At 70.4% G+C, this 18,275-nt stretch carries 7 protein-coding genes; 5 read left to right on the top strand and 2 right to left on the bottom strand.

All coding sequences use genetic code 11. The features are described 5' to 3' along the window. Nucleotides 1-213: 213 nt before the first annotated feature. On the top strand, nt 214-5,595 hold the full coding sequence (locus ACSC1Q_RS38410) for a type I polyketide synthase (RefSeq protein ID WP_436763653.1): 5,382 nt from the start codon (nt 214-216) through the stop codon (nt 5,593-5,595). Here ACSC1Q_RS38410 and ACSC1Q_RS38405 read toward each other — a convergent pair. After that, nucleotides 5,561-8,905, bottom strand: coding sequence for an ATP-binding protein (locus ACSC1Q_RS38405; protein WP_436763652.1), 3,345 nt, complete (start codon nt 8,903-8,905; stop codon nt 5,561-5,563). The two genes, ACSC1Q_RS38410 and ACSC1Q_RS38405, sit on opposite strands and share 35 nt — an antisense overlap. Before the next feature lie 678 nt (nt 8,906-9,583). Between ACSC1Q_RS38405 and ACSC1Q_RS38400 the strand changes: the two genes are divergently transcribed. From ACSC1Q_RS38400 to ACSC1Q_RS38385, 4 genes are all read left to right on the top strand, one after another. Next, nucleotides 9,584-16,000 carry a PKD domain-containing protein gene (locus ACSC1Q_RS38400; RefSeq protein ID WP_436763651.1) on the top strand — a complete coding sequence of 2,139 codons (6,417 nt, stop codon included), beginning with the start codon at nt 9,584-9,586 and terminating at the stop codon, nt 15,998-16,000. A gap of 206 nt (nt 16,001-16,206) precedes the next feature. Beyond that, nucleotides 16,207-16,803, top strand: coding sequence for a transposase family protein (locus ACSC1Q_RS38395; protein WP_436763650.1), 597 nt, complete (start codon nt 16,207-16,209; stop codon nt 16,801-16,803). Nucleotides 16,804-16,806: 3 nt separating this feature from the next. After that, complete coding sequence (locus ACSC1Q_RS38390) at nt 16,807-17,091, top strand: hypothetical protein (protein ID WP_436763649.1); 285 nt, start codon at nt 16,807-16,809, stop codon at nt 17,089-17,091. Nucleotides 17,092-17,412: 321 nt separating this feature from the next. Then, nucleotides 17,413-18,066 carry an NADPH-dependent F420 reductase gene (locus ACSC1Q_RS38385; RefSeq protein WP_436763648.1) on the top strand — a complete coding sequence of 218 codons (654 nt, stop codon included), beginning with the start codon at nt 17,413-17,415 and terminating at the stop codon, nt 18,064-18,066. A gap of 85 nt (nt 18,067-18,151) precedes the next feature. Here ACSC1Q_RS38385 and ACSC1Q_RS38380 read toward each other — a convergent pair. Further along, nucleotides 18,152-18,275 (bottom strand): winged helix-turn-helix transcriptional regulator (locus tag ACSC1Q_RS38380; RefSeq protein WP_436763699.1); only part of this gene is annotated, 124 nt, incomplete at its 5' end.

Genomic DNA, 18,275 nt, shown 5'->3' with positions numbered 1-18,275 from the left:
ACCACAAGTCATCGACAAATATCAACGGGCAATGTCATAACCGACCCCGGAACGGATCGAGAGGAAAACCCGCCTCCTGGTGACAGGAAGGCCGATCCACCACTTCCGTTCGTTTGTTTCCGTCTTGTTTCCGCCGCGGTCGTGTCGTGTTCCACGTACGCCGACAGGTGATCCCCGCCTTCCGCGCAGAGATCTGTAAAAGGAAACCCCAGCATGACTTCGACCGGCGAAAACCCGCCCGCGTCCGAACCGATCGCCGTGGTCGGTATGGCCTGCCGGCTGCCCGGCGCCCGTTCCCCGCAGGAACTGTGGGAACTGCTGCGCTGCGGAGACAACACGATCTCCGAGATTCCCGCGGACCGGTTCCCGGTCGAGGAGGTCTACCACCCCCTGCCCGGCACGCCGGGGAAGCTGTCGTCCCGGTACGGCGGTTTCGTCTCGGGCATCGACGAGTTCGATTCCGGCTTCTTCGGCATCTCGCCGCGCGAGGCGGCCGCCATGGACCCGCAGCACCGCATGGTGATGGAGGTCGCCTGGGAGGCGTTCGAGGACGCCGGTCTCGCCCTCGAACGGATGCCCGGCCTGACCGGTGCAGTCTTCATGGGCGTCATCACCAGTGACTACTGGGACCGCCAGGCCGGAGTCGTCGGCGAACTGGACGTGCACACGGTCACGGGCAGCACCCGAGGTGGCAACGCCGGCCGGATCTCCTACGCCCTGAACCTGTCGGGGATGAGCGTCGCCCTCGACGCCGCCTGCTCCTCATCCCTGGTCGCGATCCAGCTCGCGGTGCAGTCGCTGCGCGGCGGCTCGTGCGACCTCGCCTTCGCCGGTGGCGTGAACGTCGTCCTCAACCCCGACCACGCGGTCGGCTTCTCCCAGGGGTCGATGATGGCCCCGGACGGCCAGTGCAAGGCGTTCGACGCCCGCGCCAACGGCTACGTGCGCAGCGAGGGCACCGGGATCGTGGTGCTGAAGACCCTCTCGCGGGCGCTCGCCGACGGCGACAGGGTGCACGCGGTGATCCGCGGCGGAGCCGCCAGCAACGACGGGCACGGGGAGGGCTTCATGGCCCCCCAGGTCGCCGGGCAGCGGGCGGGGCTGGTGGCCGCCTACCGCGACGCCGGGGTGGACCCGGCCAGCGTCGCCTACGTCGAGGCGCACGGGACCGGTACGAGCGCCGGGGACCCCGTGGAGATCACCGCGCTCGACGAGGTCCTCGGCCGGGGGCGGCCGGTGGACCGGCCCCTGCTGGTGGGGTCGGTGAAGACCAACATCGGCCACACCGAGGGCGCGGCCGGCGTCACCGGCCTCATCAAGGCCGTGCTGTGCGTCAAGCACGGCTGGCTCCCGGCGAGCCTGAACTTCACCACCCCCAACCCCGCGATCCCCTGGGACGACATCCGGGTGCGGGTTTGCGACCGGGGGCAGCCCTGGCCGGCGGGAGCCGGGCCGCGCAGGGCCGGGGTGAGCAGTTTCGGCATCACCGGAACCAACGCCCACATCGTCGTCGAGGAGCCGCCCTCCCCGGCGGAGGCCGGACCGCTCGCGCAGGCCGCGGCAGGCCCGGTGCTGCTGCCGATCTCCGCGCGTACCCCGTCGGCGCTGACCGCGCTCGCCGAGCGCTACCGCGACCTGCTGCGCACCGGGCCGGCGTCGCTGGCGCAGGTGGGCGCCGCCGCGGGTGTGCGGCGCAGCCACCATGACTGGAGGCTGGCGGTGGTCGCCGACACCTCACAGGACGCCATCGCCAAGCTCGGCGCCTTCGCGGCGGACGGCCACCCGGACGGCGTGCGCAGCGGCGACACCGGCGGGCCCGAAACGCGGCACAAGACCGCCTGGGTGTTTCCCGGCCAAGGGGCGCAGTGGGCCGGGATGGGCCGCGACCTGCTCGAAGGGGAACCGGTCTTCGCGAAGGCGATCGCCGAGTGCGAGGAGGCCATGCGCCCCTATGTCGGCTGGTCGCTGACCGCCGAGCTCACCGCGGGCGCGGAGACCTCCCGGCTCGCCGAGATCGACGTCGTACAGCCGGTGATCTTCGCGGTGCAGGTGGCGCTCGCGCGTCTGTGGCGCTCCCGGGGGTTCGAACCCGACGCGGTGATCGGGCACTCCATGGGAGAGGTGGCCGCCACCCACGTGGCCGGGGTGCTCGACCTCGACGACGCCGCGCGGATCATCTGCGGCCGCAGCCGGTTGATCCGGACGGTCAGCGGCCGGGGCGCGATGGCGGTGGTCGAGCTTGCGGCCGAACGGGCCGAGGAGCTGGTGGCGGCCTACGGCGGCCGGGTCGTCGTGGGGGTGAGCAACGCCCCCACCTCGTGCGTGCTCGCGGGTGATCCGGAGGTGGTGGACGTCCTCCTGCGCGACCTGGAGGCGCAGGGGGTCTTCGGCAGGCTGGTGCGGGTGGACGTCGCCTCGCACAGCCCGCAGATGGACCCGCTGCGCGAGCCGCTGCTGGACCTCCTCGCGCCCCTGCGCCCGCGGGAGGGCGAGGTCCCGCTGTGCTCCACCGTCACCGGCCGACTCCTGTCCGGTGAGGACATGGACGCGGCGTACTGGGTGGACAACCTGCGCATGCCCGTCCTGTTCGCCGACGCGGTCCAGTATCTGGCGACGGAGGGGTTCGACACCTTCGTCGAGTTCAGCCCCAACCCGCTGCTGGCCCGCCCGGTGCGGGAGAACCTGCGCCACACCGGCCGGGACGGGGTCGTGGTCACCGCGCTCACCCGTGAGGCGCCCGGCCGCGCCGCCTTCGCCGACGCGGTGGCCGAACTGTACGTCACCGGCCGCGACGTGGACTTCTCCCTCGTACAACCCTACGGGCCGCACCACGTCGCCCTGCCGTCCTATCCCTGGCAGCACGAGCGGTACTGGAAGCACCACCGCAAGGCGGACACCAGGCGGGGTCGGGCCGGGCACGACGGCACCGGCCACCCGATCATCGGCACGGCCCTGCGCCTGGCGCCCGACGACCACCTGGTGTGGGACACCGACCTCGATCTCGACCGGCTGCCCTACCTCGGCGACCACCGCGTGCACGGGATGCCGATGCTCTCCGGCACGGCCTACCACGAACTCGCCCTCGCCTCGGGCCGGGAGGCGTTCGCCGGAGCTCCCTTCCAGGTGGAGGGCCTCCTGCTCGAACGGGCGTTGTTCCTCACCTCCGAGGCCCCCCGGCGCCTGCAGGTGCGGCTGGAGGCGCCCGCGGAAGACGGAGGCCGCCGCTGGGCGTGCTTCACCGCCGACGGCGAGGTCTCCGGCGCTTCCGCCGAGTGGACGCGCGTCGCGACCGCGCGGGTGTGCCCGGTTCTTTCAGGTACGCCGGACGGTGTGGCGTACCTGCCCGGCCTTCCCCCCTCCTCCGAGCCGATGGACGTCGAGGAGCACTACGCGGCGCTGCGGGGCCGGGGCATCGAGCAGAGCGGGCCCTTCGCGGGCGTGGTCGCCCTGCACCGGACAGGCGAGGCCGTGACCGCCGAGATCGCCGTACACGAAAGCATCACCGCTGCTCTGGAGCGCCACGTCTTCCACCCGGCGCTGCTGGACTCGGCCCTGCAGCCGGTGATGACCATGCTCGGCGCCACCGGCGCCGCACAGGACACCTACCTGCCGGTGCGTACCGCGCGCTGCCGCGTGCACGCCGAGCCGGAGGCGGGCCGTCGCCTGCAGGCCCGCGCCGTACGGACATCCGCGCCGCTTGACGGCGATCTGGTCGAGTTCGACGTCCTGATCGGCGACGAGACGGGGCGCCACCTCGCGACCGTCGAGGGTTTCCGGCTCAGGAAACTGGCCGGGGACCTTCCCGAGATCGCCGAGCAGAAGGCGCGGCGGCTGCTGCACGGTGTGGAGTGGACGGAGCTGGAACCGCTCGCCCGCCCGTCGGCGGAGCGGGCGAACTGGCTGGTCGTCTCCGGCTCACCGCTCGGCTCCCGGCTGTGCGACACCCTCGCCGGGGACAGGGGGCGACCGGTCCTGGTCCAGCCGGGTGAGGGCTACCGGGAACTCGGTCCTGGCCACTACCGGCTGGATCCCGCGTCGGAGGACGACTGGGACAGGTTCGTCAAGGAACAGGCGGAGATCGGGCTGTGGCCGCCGAAGGCGGTCGTGCACCTGCCGGGCGGGAAGGTCTCCGGTGGGAAGACCGGAGACCTGGAGGGCTGCTTCGACGTCCTGGGCCTGGTCAGGGCCCTCGTCACCCACGGCGGACAGTCCGTCCCCCGCCTCTGGCTGGTCACCACCGCGGCCCAGGCCCCGGACGGGACCGAGGATGTCGTCCCCGAGCGGACGGCCGTGTGGGGAATCGGCCGCGTGATCCCCTACGAGCATCCCGAGCTGCGCTGCTCGCTGGCCGACCTTCCCTCCGATCCCGGCCAGGCCGTCCTCGACGCGCTCCGCGCCGAGATCATGTCCGACGGGACCGAGACCGAGATCGCCCTCAGAACGGGCCACAGGTACGCCGCCCGGCTCCGGCACCAGCCTCTCCCCGCCGCCCGTCCGCTCGCCGTCCACTCCGACGCGACCTATCTGATCGCGGGCGGCTTCGGCGGGGTGGGGCTGTTCACCGCCGAGTGGCTCGTCCGGCGCGGCGCGCGTCATCTCGTCCTCGTGGGCCGGACCGGCGCGCCGCCCGAGGCCGCGGACCGGATCGCCGCGATGAGGGCCTCCGGCGCGCAGCTCCACCTCGCCGCGGCGGACATCACCTCCCGCGCGGAGCTGGCCGGCCTCCTGGAGGAGATCGCCCGGCGCATGCCGCCCCTGCGCGGGGTCGTCAACTCGGCCGTCGTCATCGACGACGGTACGCTGGCCCAGCTCGACCGCACCCGCTTCTTCACCCCGATGCCCCCCAAGGTCGAGGGGTCCTGGAACCTGCACGAGCTCACCCTCACCCTGCCCCTGGACTTCTTCCTCCTCTACTCCTCCGCGGCCTCGCTGATCGGTTCGGCGGCCCAGGGCAACTACTCCACCGCCAACGCCTATCTCGACGGCCTGGCCCAGCACCGGCGGGCGAACGGCCTGCCCGCGCTTACCGTCAACTGGGGGCAGTGGGCCGACACGGGACTGGTCGTCAAGGCCGCCAAGGACCTCCGCCTCGACGGGCGCGGCCTCGCCGGGTTCACCGCCGAAGACGCCCTGGGGGCTCTTGAACGCCTGCTCGCCGACCCACCGGCCCAGGTGGGCGTCATGTCCTTCGACCCCGTCATGTGGACGCGCTACTTCCCCTCCCTGCGCTCCTCCTCCCTCTTCCGCGAACTCGCCAAGGAGGACACCGCCCGGGACGACGACGGGTCCCGGCTGACGCGGGGCATGCTCGCCGCGCACGACGCCGACAGCGCGAGGCAGCTCATCGCCTCCTACCTGTGCGCCCACATCGCCGCCATCGTCCAGCTGCCCCGGCAGAAGGTCGATCCGTCACAGCGCCTGCATCGTCTGGGCGTCGATTCCCTGATGTCGGTCCAGTTGCGCAACCGTCTCACGCTCGACCTCGACGTCACCCTGCCGGCCGCGGTCTTCCTGCAGGGCCGCTCGATTGGTGATCTCGCGGGCGTGGTCCTCGCGCACATCAGGGATTTCCCCACCGCTTCCGAGCATCCCTGAGCGTGGCGCTCCTGAGCGGGGGCGGCAGCGCCGCGGCGGCGGCCATGGCACGGTCGCGCCATGCCGTGAGCCCGCTCTGTCCCGCCTGCCGGGCGAGCGTCGTGAGGTGCCGGGAGGCGGCCTCGTGATCTCCCGTCGCGGAGGCGAGCAGGGAGAGGAACCAGTCAACGGGCCCCATGGAGATCACTCCGGAGAGGGTGGGGAGGCGGCCGCCGTAAGGAAGCAGGGCGGAGTAGCTCACCTGGCAGGCGGACACGCATCCGGCCGCCGCCTGGGCCGCCGCCCGCAGACAGGTCGCGCTCAGCCACGACCCGTCGCGGGGAGGGGGCCGCCTCCCCTTCCCCGCCAGCCTCCCGGCCTCCTCGACGTCGCCCCGCGCGCACAGCCGCAGCACGCGGGCGTCGTGGTCCATGCAGGGGTGGACGCCGGCGATGGCGTCGATGAGGGGCCCGGTCTCCGCCATCGTGCCGCGCTGGTAGTTCAGGGAGAGGCGGCCCATGGCCACGATGCCGCTCGCGTGCCACACGCCGATCCGCTCGGCCTGACCCCCGGCCTCCTCGTACAACGCCTCGGCCTCGTCGAACCGGTGTTTCAGGACGAGGCGGCAGGCCCGCCAGAGGGTGTGCTGGAACCGGGGCAAGGGCAGCGGCAGCCGTTCCAGCAGGACGTCGCACCGCGCGGCGGCCCGTTCCGCGCCCGCGAGGTCGAACGTCTCCAGCCTGAGATGCGTGTACATCATCTGGGCGAGCAGCATGAACCCCGGTTCCCGCATGCGTGTCGCCAGCTCGTCCAGCTCGTCGGTGATCTCGAGGAGCTCGGGGACGCACAGGGGCTGGGGCAGCGCCAGATGCCGGGCGTTGAGCGTCCGCATCAGCAGGTGGGGATCGCGCAGGCGGCGGGCCATCTCGACGGCCTCGGCGGAAAGGGAACGGCGGCGCGGGTCGTCGGTGCCCTCGCAGAGCTCCTGAGCCAGGCCGCCCAGCAGGCGGGCCCGCTCGGGGCCGTCCGTTGCGGGAAGCGCGCGCAGCGTGGCGTCGAAGCGGTGGACGAGCTGACGTTCCACCACCTCGTACGGATCGCGGAAAGGCCAGATCGCGGGGGCGTCGAGTGCCGTGAGCGCCCGGGCCGTCAGCTCGGGGCCCGCCCCGGCGCGGTCCGCGGCGCGCACGGCCTTCGCCCTGACCCGCCGCGCGCCGATCGGGTCTCCGGTCTCGGTCAGGGCGTGGGCGTGCAGCAGCAGGAGTTCGACGTGGCCGGCGAGATCGCCCACCGAGTCGCCGTGCGCGTCGATCGCCCGGCCCCACCACATGGCAGCTTCCCGGTAGGCCTGGCGGGAAGCGGCCTGTTCGGCCGCGGCGCGGGCCCAGCGGACCGCCTCCGCGTAGGCGGTGGGGCCCGCCTCGACGGCGTGGTGGGCGATGAGGGCGACGTTGACGTTCGGGCGGGTGGACAGGGTGGTCATGACGTCGCGGTGGATGACGGCCCTGCGCATAGGGGGGATGTTCTGGATCAGGGTCTCGCGGACGAGGTCGTGGACGAAGACCATCCGCCCGGCGCGGGCGGCGACGAGCCCGGCCCGCGCGGCCTGGTCCAGCAGGTCGTACACCTCGTACACCTCCGCCCGGCAGACCTCGGCGACGACGGCGGGGTCGAAGTCCCCGCCGATCACCGCGGCGACCCCGAGGACCTCGCCCGCTCGCGCCGCCAGGGCGGTGATGCGCCGGCCGATCAGGTCGGCGACGGCGTCGGGCAGGTCGTCGAGCGTCCGGCCTTCGGCGAGCAGGCGGACGGTCTCGCGGACGAAGAAGGGGTTGCCGCCGGTGCGTTCGGTCAGCCGGCGGGCCGCGCGCCTGTCCAGCTCGGCGCCCATGTCCGCCGCGATGGCGCGCACGGCGTCGTCGTCCAGACCGGCGAGCCGGAGCCGGAGCGGGTCGTAGCCGGTGAGCTTGCCCAGCAGGTCCTCGACGGAGAGGCCGGACGCGTTGCCGCCGAACGTCCCCCTAGTGCTCGCCGTGTCGCGGAAGGCGGTGACCAGCGTGAGCGTGACGGTCTCCGGCAGGCCGCCGATGAGCGCGATCAGGTCGCGCAGCAGTTCGAGCGACGCCGGGTCCGCCCGGTGCAGGTCGTCGAGGATGATGACGAGGGGCTGGGCGAGCGCGGCCGTGGCCAGCCACCGGGCGATGGCCTGGTGGCGGCGCAGCGGTGTCGCACCGCCGGAACCGCCGGGCGTCTCGTCGTCGAGAAGCCCGGTCAGGGCGAGCCGGTCGGGGGGAGGGCAGTGCCGCTCCAGCGCGGTGAACACCTGCGGCCACGGCCACAGGGCGGGCGCTCCCTCGCTGTCGTGGCAGCGGCCCCAGAGCACGAGGTGGCCGAGGTCGGCGCAGTGGTCGCCGAACGCCTCCAGCAGCCGGGTCTTGCCGATGCCCGGCTCACCGCTCACCGCGGCGACGGTCACGCCGCCGCGTGCCGGCAGCGCTCCCAGCTCCGAGAGCTGCCGCTCCCTGCCGAGCAGACCTCCTGGCGGGGCAGGGGGCGGCGGTGCGGCGACGGTGAGCGCGGCGGGGGGTGCGAGCGGTTCGGCGTGCCGGAGGATGTCCTGCTCCAGCTCCCTCAGATCGAGGCCGGGACCGAGGCCGAGTTGCTCGGTGAGCAGGCTCCTGGCCCGGCGCAATGTGGCCAGCGCGTCGGCCTGGCGCCCGGTGCGGTACAGGGCCAGGGCGAGCAGATACCACAGGCGCTCGCGCAGGGGGTGCGCGAGCGCCTCGCCCTCCAGGTCGGAGACCACCGTCTGCGGGCGGCCGAGGTCCAGGAGTGCCTGGGAGCGACGCTCGACCGCGATCAGCCGCAGCCCGTGCAGGCGGTTGACCTCCGTGACCGCCCACGGCTCGTCCGCGAACTCGCCGTAGGGCAGGCCGCGCCAGAGCCGTAGCGCCCGGTCGAAGGAGGCGAGCGCCTCGGCGGGCGGGCGGAATTCCCCGCCGGTGACCAGCTCGGTGAACCGCACCGCGTCGACGTCGGTGGTGGCGAGCAGGTAGCCGGACGACTGTCCCAGGAGCAGCCGGGGAGAGGTACGGGGACCGCGGCCGGGCTCGATGATCCGGCGCAGGTTCGACACGTACGACTGCAGGCTGGCCAGGGCGCTGGCCGGGGGCGCTCCGCCGTACAGATCGTCGATCAGCGTGTCCGCCGAGACGACCGCCCCGCCCGCGAGCAGCAACCGGGCCAGCACCTTGCGCGGGCGCGGGCCACCGAGCGCGAGCCGGACTCCGTCGTCGTAACCCTCGACGGAGCCGAGAACCCGAAACTCCACTCCACCACCCATGGTCCGCACGACGTGCGCGTCGCTGCGGCAGAAGACTCAACGCACATAGGATGAATGCCACTGGTGATACTTTCGGAATGAATTTTCCTAAAGCCGCCAATAGGCACGCGATATCCTACAGCACGCATCCTTGCCAAGCTGATTCAAGGCCGGGCCAAGTCGGCTTGTCAATGAGGGAAAATGCGGCGTCGCGTTCGGGATCCCGCGCCCCTCCCTCCCCGGGAGATCATCCAGGCTTCCGGCCTGTCGGCCGCGGGTGAGTCCGGCATGGGGTGCCGGGGAGGGCCGCCTTCGTCCCCGGCCTCAGGCGGGCGCGAAGGCCGCAAGGGCGGCGAGTTCCGCCGGTTCCGTGGCGGCACGCCGGGCGTTCGCTCATCCGTGGCACCCCTGCGACCCCGGCGTCATCTCCCGCAAAATGTGACAAGTAATCCCAAGTGACCCACAAGCGACATTAGCCACTATACGACGGCAGTTGCTTCGTTCCGGGACAAGTTTCAGCAAGGTCGGGGCGAGGTCGCCCCCACGGCGACAGTCGCGGTCCGTCCGGCCTCGGGACCAAGTGCCGTCCGGTATTCCGGCGCCGTGTCCGGTGCACGGCCTCAACTTCGGAGAATCTCCTTGACCTGGTCACTCAGCCGCGCCCTTGCACGGCGGACAGCACTTCCCGTGCTCGTCGCGGTGGTCACCTCCCTGGTCCTCCCCTCGTCCGCGATCGCCGCCCCCACGCCGGCACCGCCCCCGAAAGACGAAACGGGCCAGGTCACGCTCACCGATCTCGGACGCGCGGACACCCTCTCCAAGGTGGGCATCAACGAGAAAGGTCAGGTCGCCGGAAGCAGCCACGGCGCCGCCCTGTTCTCCGGCGGATCGACCGTCAGCCTTCACCCCTCCGACGCCAACTTCAGCTGGGCGGACGCGGTCAATGACAATGGCGAGGTCGTCGGCCACTTCGAGAAGCAAGACCTGGGCGACGAGTGGTCCTTTCTCTGGAAGGAAAGCGAAGGCGGCCGCCCGACGAACGTGTTTCCCCTGCCCACGGGCAGGACTATCAACAACAAGGGGCAGACGGCGGGCGGAGACTGGGTACGCGACCCCGACGGTTCCCTGCTGAGGATTTCGGCGTTCAAAGACCAGGAAATAGCGATCAACTCGCTGAACGAATCCGGTTCGGCCGCGGGGACCGCCGATATGAGCCCTGATCCGGATGACAGGGTCCTTCGCGCCTTTCGCACGCGCCCCGGCGAGATCCTCGATGTCAACCGGGACCGCCTGCAGTACAAAGGTGACAGGACCTATGCCTACGACGTCAACGACAAGGGACAGGCGGCCGGCTACGGGGTGGACGAGGGCGGCGGTTACACCCCCCTTGTCTGGGAGCCGGGTGGCACGCCCCGGCCGATGACGACCCCTTACGGCGGCCAGGTGCGAGCGATCAACAACGCGGGCGTCGCCATTGGAGTGATGAGCTGGCGTGATCCGGTCCGTAAAAGCTATTGGGACAAGGCCGCCGTTTACCTGGACGGCGTCGGAACCTATCTGAACGATTTGAAGCCTGCGGAATACACAAACTGGGATCTTCAAATGGCCTGGGACGTCAACGAGTCCGGCCAGATCGCCGGTATAGCATATGTGAGTGGTCAGGAGCAGGGAAATCAATGGCGTGCCTACGTGCTCGATCTGGGATCCCTCAACCCCGCCATCTCTTCGATGACCGTCGAGACGAAGACCTACCCCTCCGATGACTGGGACGCCCCGCCATCCGAGGGCGTGACCGACGGCAACCCGGTCCGCGCCTCCGTCTCGATGTCCAATCCTGCCGACCGTCCCATCGCCGCTGAGCTTCGGCTGAGCTATGAGGCCTCTTCCGGTAAGCGCACCCCGATACCCGGCGGGAAGATCGATGTGACTCTCCCTCCGCACGAGACGGTCAAGGAGCAGGTCGTCTGGGACACCACGGGTGCCTTCTGGGAAAAGGCCGGTCTTCCGGCGGACGTCCGCACCGTGAAGGCGGAGATCGTCGTCGGCGGCGTCACCCGGCACAGCGCCGGGCACCGCTTGAGCATGCGGCCGAAACCCGTGGTGCTGGTGCACGGCTACAAGAGCGACCAGCAGGCATGGGACGAGTACAAATCCTTTCTCAGCACGAGGACCGGCACCTTGAAGGGGTACGCGGTCGGCGACGGCCAGGTACCGGGCACACTCAGCACCGGCAGCCTGTCGAACCCGCTCGCCGCCACCCTGAGCATCAAGGAGAACGCCGAGCAGGAGGCCCTCTACATCGAGGGTGTGCGCAGGAAGACGGGCGCGTTCCACGTCGACGTCATCGCCCACTCCATGGGTGGGCTGATCACCCGGCAGTACGTCCATTCGGAGATGCCGGACTCACCGGACGGCAAACCGGTAGTGAGCCGGATGATGCAGATGGGCACCCCCAACAGGGGATCTCCCTGCGCGGACATGCTCATGGACCTGTCGGCACTGCAAGGCCTTCCCGTTCCCCTGTGGCCGGCCACGCTGCAGCTGAGCGTCCCGTACATGCGTGAGGTCTTCAACCCGGCGGTCACCGACCTCAAGGGCGTGACGGTCTCCAACCTCGTGGGCGTGGGCAATGGCGTGCCCTGCTTCACGTTCGAGGACGGCATCGTCGAGGAGGACGGCGACTCGATCGTTCCCGAGTCGAGCGCGCAGTTCACCTACACCGACATCCCTTACACCCGCACCCTTCACACGGACATGACCGAATCGCAGGGCGACTTCCTTTCCTATGCCTATCCACGGCTGGCGTCAGTGCTGGTCAATACCGGCAACCCGGGCGGTGTGGAGCCGCTGGCCAAAGGCGCGGCGGCGGAGCCCGGCGGAAAGGCCGCGACGGCGCGGTCCGGCGAGAGCTCCGATGCCAAGGCCGCAGCGGACGACAGCGCCGCCGGTGCCGCCGGCGCGGTCTCGGCATTCGCCGCGCCCTCAGCCTCGGTGGAGGCGGGCAAGACGGCGACAGTACCGCTGGACGTTCCCCCGGGTACGGGGTTCGGCGTCACCGGGGTACTCCCGCCGACGGTGGGACTGGCGCTGCGCGACCCGGCCGGGCGGGTGGCGGCGCAGTACGCCGCCGGCAGCGACGGTGCCAAGCAGCCCATCCAGGGGCTGAGCGTTTCCAAGCCCCTGACGGGCCGGTGGAAACTGGAGATCACCAACTCCGGCACGGAGACGGTCGAGGCCGCCCTGGCCGCCTGGGTGGCCGGTAACCCGGTGACGGTGACGGCCACGGCCGGCCAGTCGTCGCAGGACGGCCGCACCCAGGTGAAGGCCGTCGTCACCGACGCCGGGCAGCCGGTCACCGGGGCGGCCGTGCGGGCCGTGCTGACCGCGCAGGACGCCACCCACCACGAACTGACCCTCCGAGACGACGGGAACAGCGGTGACGGCGGTGACGGTGACGGCGTGTACGGCGCCGTGAGCGACCCGCTGGCCGACGGCGCCTACGGCATCGCGGTCAGGGCCGACACCCCCAAGGGAACACGGACCGCCCGTGAAACCGTCCAGATCAAGCAGATCGACACCCGCGAGTACGCGCTGACCCTCTCGGCCCGGCCGGGCGGCTCGGTGAGCGCGTCACCCGCGCAGGACACCTATCGGGCCGGGGCCGAGGTGACGGTGACCGCCGACGCCGACGCAGGTCGTATCCCGCTCGGATGGACCCTTGACGGTGAGGAACGGCCCGCCGGTGCGCTGAGGCTCATCATGAACCGCGCTCACACGGTGGTGGCGCGTTTCGGCTCTTACACGGTGACCGAGATCGGCGGGCTGCCCGGCGGTCTCGCGTCGGCGACACAGGCGGTCGCGCTCAACGATCGCGGTCAGGTCGCCGCCACCGCCAAGGACAAGGACCAGAAGCTCCGGGCCGTACGCTGGCAGGACGGCGCGTTCACCGACCTGGGCGGCCTGGAATGCACCGAAACCGACGGGAGCGGCAAGACCACTCGCTGCGAGGCGGGGGCCACGGGCATCAACGAGGCCGGCGACGTCTCCGGCTGGGCGTACCGGAAGGTGGACGGCAACCTCACGTCGCGCGCCCTGGTCTACCGCGGAGAGGCGCTCACGCAACTACAGCCGGAATCCACCGGCAGCGCCGTGGACCTGAACGACAGCGGTCAGGTGTTCGGCGTGACGAACGACAAGTACGTGATGTGGGACCAGGGAAGCGCCAGGCGGCTGCCCGACACGCCACAGTTCTCGCTGGGCACGGCCGACACGACCGGTCAGATCAACGACGCGGGCATCGTCGCCGGTGCCCACGTGACGAACTGGGACGCCTTGGGTACACCCACCGGCTGGCACCCGGCCGTCTACCGCGACGGGGTGACAACGCCGCTGGTGATCCCGGCCTGCCGGCTCGACGGCGGCCTCGCCCACGACGTGAATGCCACCGGCCTGGTGGTCGGCGAGGGACTGTGCAACACCGGCAGTGAGGTCACCCACCACGCCTACACCTGGAAGGACGGCCGTCGCACCGACCTGGGTGAGGGCCAGGCGATCGTCGTCAACAACTACGGCCTGGTGGGTGGCTTCAGTGGCGCGCCCAGCCTCACCACGCCGACGCTGTGGCTGGACGGCCACCGCTACGACCTGCGGGACCTGCTTCCCCTGCCGTCCTGCAAGGCCAAGCCGGGCGCGGGCAGGCCGTGTATGGACCTGAGCGCGCTGCTCGACGTCAACTCCTCCGGCCAGATCCTGGCCAAGGGTGTCATCCGTGACCACGGTAACGAAGGGTACGAGGAGCGGGAGCGCTCGTTCCTCCTCACTCCCTCCACCGCACGGGCCGATCTCGAACTCACCCACACGGTCTCCGCGGTCGAGCCCGGACCGGGCTCGACCGTCACCTGGACGAGCACCGTCACCAATCACGGCCCGGACACCGCGATCGGCGTCCTGATCGACGTGAACGTCCCCCAGGCCGCCGGGCCGACGACGTGTGAGACCTCACGTGGTATGTGCGTCGAGCTGGGAATCAGCGACCAGGTCAAGATCGGCTCGCTGCCCTCGGGGGCGACGGCCACCGTCGAGGTGAACGCCACCATCCCGGCGGCCACCGCCGAGGGCACCGAACTCATCTCGCGGGCCGTTGTCTCCAGCTTCGAGGTGGCCGACCCCGAGCCCGCCGACAACACGGCGGAGATCACCGCGACGGTCCGTCACGCACTGAGCACCACCGCAATCAACTGGCCCGACCCCGTACGAGTCGGCGCGAGCAGCTACGAGGGCAAGGTGACCCTGACCAACCGCGGAAACAAGGACATGCCCATCACGGTGATCCAGACCGAAGGACCATTCGAGCAGACCAACAACTGCCCGGTGAAACTCGCTCCGAACGCCACGTGCGTCGTTTCCGCACGGTTCGTCCCCACCCGGGTGGGTGAGGCGAACGGGAAACTAACCTTCACCACCGACGGCACCGGGCCCGCCCACACCGTGACCCTGACCGGCCACGGCTCCCAGGCCAACGCGCGACCCGTCCTGGAAGAACCCACAGCGCCCCTGCGCGCCACAGTGGGACAACCGCTCTCCTTACGGATCCACTTCACCGACGCCGACCGCGCCGACACCCACACCGCGCAAGTGGAATGGAGCGAACCACCGGTCCCAGCCGAGGTGACCCAGCACGAAGGCGGCGGCATCGTCACCGCCAGCAAGATCTTCACCGAAGCCCGCGAAGGAGTCCTCGCGGTCCTGGTGACCGACAGCAAAGGCGACACCGCAGAACGATACATCGACTACGTCATCGAAGAGCCCACCCCCAACACCGCACCCACGCTGAGCGTGGGAGCCGACATCGAGCTGAGCATCGGAGAAAACCTCCAGCGCACCATCTCCTTCACCGACCCCGACTCCACCACCTGGAACGCCAGCGCCGACTACGGCGACGGCTCCGGACCGGCACCGGTGACCGTGACCAACCGGCAGATCACCCTGCAACACCGCTGGACAAACGCGGGAACCTACCCCGTCATCGTGACCGTCCGCGACGACGGCGGCCTGCAAACCTCCGCCACATTCACCACCACCATCACCACCACCCCAACCCCGAACCAAGCGCCCACGGTGAAACTCACCGGACCCGACCACATCACCGAGGGAACCACCTGGCAGGCCACCGCCTCCTTCACCGACCCCGACTCCACCACCTGGAACGCCAGCGCCGACTACGGCGACGGCTCCGGACCCGTGCCGCTCCCCCTCGACGGCAAGAAACTAGACCTCAAACACACGGCCACCGACAACGGTGAGCGCACCATCACCGTGACGGTCACCGACGACAAGGGCGCCACCGCCACCACCACACTGCCCCTGACCATCACCAACGCCGCCCCCCAGGTCTCACTCACCGACCCCCCCCTCGACACGATCGTCTCCATCGACACCCCGATCACCCTGAAAGCCTCCTTCACCGACCCCGGAACCGCCGACACCCACACCGCCACCTGGACCGTCAACGGACAACAACTACCCGCGACACTGACCGAACACAACGGCCACGGCACAGCCACCCGCTCACACGTATTCACCAAAGCCGGCCGCTACCCCATCTCAGTCACCGTGACCGACGACGACACCACCGCCACCACCACCGACACCATCGGCGACCAGAAAGCCTCCATAATCGTCTACGACCCGGCCACCTCGGTGGTCGGCGCCGGGCTGACGCCTTCACCCGCCGGGTCCTGCCAGCTGAACACCGGCTGCGCCAAGGCGGGCATGGCGGCCTTCACCCTGGTCGCCCGCTACCTGCGCAGGACCGGTGCGCCCACCGGGGTACTGACCTACGACGCCCCCGGATTCTCGCTGCGCGACACCTCCTACACGGTGCTCGCCGCCGCCGACGGCGGAGCGATCCTGCGAGGAACCGGACGCGTCAACACCGTCACGAAGGTCACCTTCGAGGTCACGGCCGTCGACTCCGGCAAGCCGTTGGACCGCGCCGACCGGCTCCGGCTGAAGGTGTGGCGCGAAAACGGCGAGCTGATCTATGACAACCAGCGCACCGGCTTGGAATCGATCGTGATCGGCGTCGTCCGCATCAGCGGCTGACATCGGACCACCCGGACCTCACCCCTTCCCGGGGTGAGGTCCGCCCTGGCTCTCGGGACTGTACGGTTTTCGGCTCTGGCACGAATGCGGTGGTGGCGGAGCGTTGCTAGGAGAGCAGGATCCGCTGTCGGCTCTGGCACGAATGCGGTGGTGACAGAGCGTGTGGGCTGGCAGGGTGATCTTGGTGTGCTTCGAAGATCTTGAGAGTGCTGTTCCCGCAGTTAGCCGATGTGGTCCTCGATCAGGTCACCGCGGAACAGCAGGTTGTGCGGGTGCAAGCCCGGACACGATCAGTGGTGACACCGTGCCCTGCGTGTGGGATCTTGACCCGTCGAGTGCACGCCTACCACACCCGGCGTCTGGCGGATGTGCCGGTCGGTAGCCGCACGGTGGTCGTCGACCTGCGCGTACGCCGACTGGTGTGCGAGGCCCGCGGCTGCGTGCGGCAGACGTTCCGCGAGCAGGTCCCGCAGGTGGCAGCCCGTTATGCTCGCCGCACCGTGGGGCTGGCCGCGCTGATTGTGGACCTGGCGGTAGTGCTGGCCGGTCGCGCCGGGGCGGCTGTGCTGTCCCGGCTGGCGGTGAAGGTCTCGCGGACCACCGTGCTGCGCTTGTTGATGAGCGTTCCCGCCCCAGCCGGGCCGGTGCCCGCGGTGCTGAGCGTGGACGACTTCGCGTTGCGGCGCGGCAACCGTTACGCGACCTTGCTCATCGACGCGGTCACTCACCGCCGCATCGATGTGCTGCCCGATCGCAAGGCCGCCACATTGATCGCATGGTTGCGTGAGCATCCCGGCGCCTAGGTCGTGTGCCGTGACGGCTCGGCCGCCTATGCCGAAGCCATCCGCCAGGGCGCACCGGATGCGGTGCAGGTCAGCGACCGGTGGCATCTGTGGCATGGCCTGGCCGCCGCGGTGGAGAAGAGCGTGGTCGCCCACAGCTCCCCGCAGTCGGCCGGTCGGGCGGCGCCGTCTGGTCTCCACCCCCGCAGCCCAACCCTTCTGCAGCGATCGATGCAGAACATGGTACCCTCTATTTCTGTATCGATCGCTGCAGAAATAGAGGGGGGTGCTTCACGTGGGACCGCTTGAGGGCAGGACCGCTCTGGCCACCGGAGGTGACGCCGGCATCGGCCCGGCCGGTGCCGTACGGCGGCCGGCCGAGGACACGTACGTGTTCATCTCAACGAAGACGCCCTTCACTCGGCAGCCGGCCGCGCGTGTACCGCCGGGCAGGCTCGGACGTCCGGAGGAGAACGCCGCCCGCGCGCCTTTCCTCGCCTCCGAGCCTCGCCTCTGAGCAGAGCGGCTTCGTCACCGAAGAAGTCTCTACGCCGACGGCGGCCTGAACCGGCTCTGACCCGCGGTACCCCCACCCGGCTTCCACCCAACACGGATTGAGGCAGCGAACCCATGACAGTGATCGGCATCATCGGCGCGGGTGAGGTCGGCAGCCAGATCGCACGCGTGGCGATCGCGCACGGCCACCACGTCGTCATCGCCAACTCACGAGGACCCGAGACCCTGAAAGACCTCATCGGCGAACTCGGCCCGTCCGCGCGTGCCGCGACCGCCGCGGGCGCCGCGGCCGCCGGCGAGTTCGCCGTCGTGGCCGTCCCTCTCAAGGTGGTCAACGACATGCCCGCCGAGGAACTGGCAGGCAAGATCGTGCTCGACACGAACAACTACATGATCTGGCGCGACGGCCACATCCCGGTCATCGACTCGGGTGAGAAGACGGTCTACGAGCTCCGCCAGGAACACCTCCGGCGATCCAAGGTCGTTCAGGCCTTCACCCACATCCAAGCTCCCCGCATCACCACCGCGGGCACAGCGGCGGGCACCCGCGGCCGTCTGGCGCTGCCGGTCTCCAGCGACTTCCCCGAGGCCGTGGAACTCGTGACGCGACTGTATGACCGGTTCGGGTTCGACACGGTCGACAACAGCCCGCTGCGCGAAGCGTGGCGCAGCGCTCCGGGCCAACCCGCCTGGGACGCACTCCAGCATCAAACCCGCGACGAACTGATCACCAACCTCGCCAGGGCACGACGGGTCACCTTGAGGTGATGTCCGGCGGCCGGCGATCATGCGTCCTGGACCGCCCGCGATCTCGGGCGCACCGCCGTTCGCGCGGGGCGACCTGCCCGCGCTGTCAGGCGTCGAAGCGCCGGCGGGCGGTCTCGACGTGGCCGAAGTAGTGGTGGGTCCAGCCGCAGATGAGATCGACCGTCGCGCGCAGGGCCTGGCCCGGCTCGGTGAGGGTGTACTCGACTCGC

The organism is Streptosporangium heterodermiicola, from assembly GCF_051390675.1.
Lineage (GTDB): Bacteria > Actinomycetota > Actinomycetes > Streptosporangiales > Streptosporangiaceae > Streptosporangium.
This window is presented reverse-complemented; position numbering and strand designations above follow the sequence as displayed.

Bases quoted from the DNA above. Each gene is read 5' to 3' on its own strand.
- ACSC1Q_RS38410 (WP_436763653.1), top strand. From the start codon at position 214: ATGACTTCGACCGGCGAAAACCCGCCCGCGTCCGAACCGATCGCCGTG.
- ACSC1Q_RS38385 (WP_436763648.1), top strand. From the start codon at position 17,413: ATGACAGTGATCGGCATCATCGGCGCGGGTGAGGTCGGCAGCCAGATC.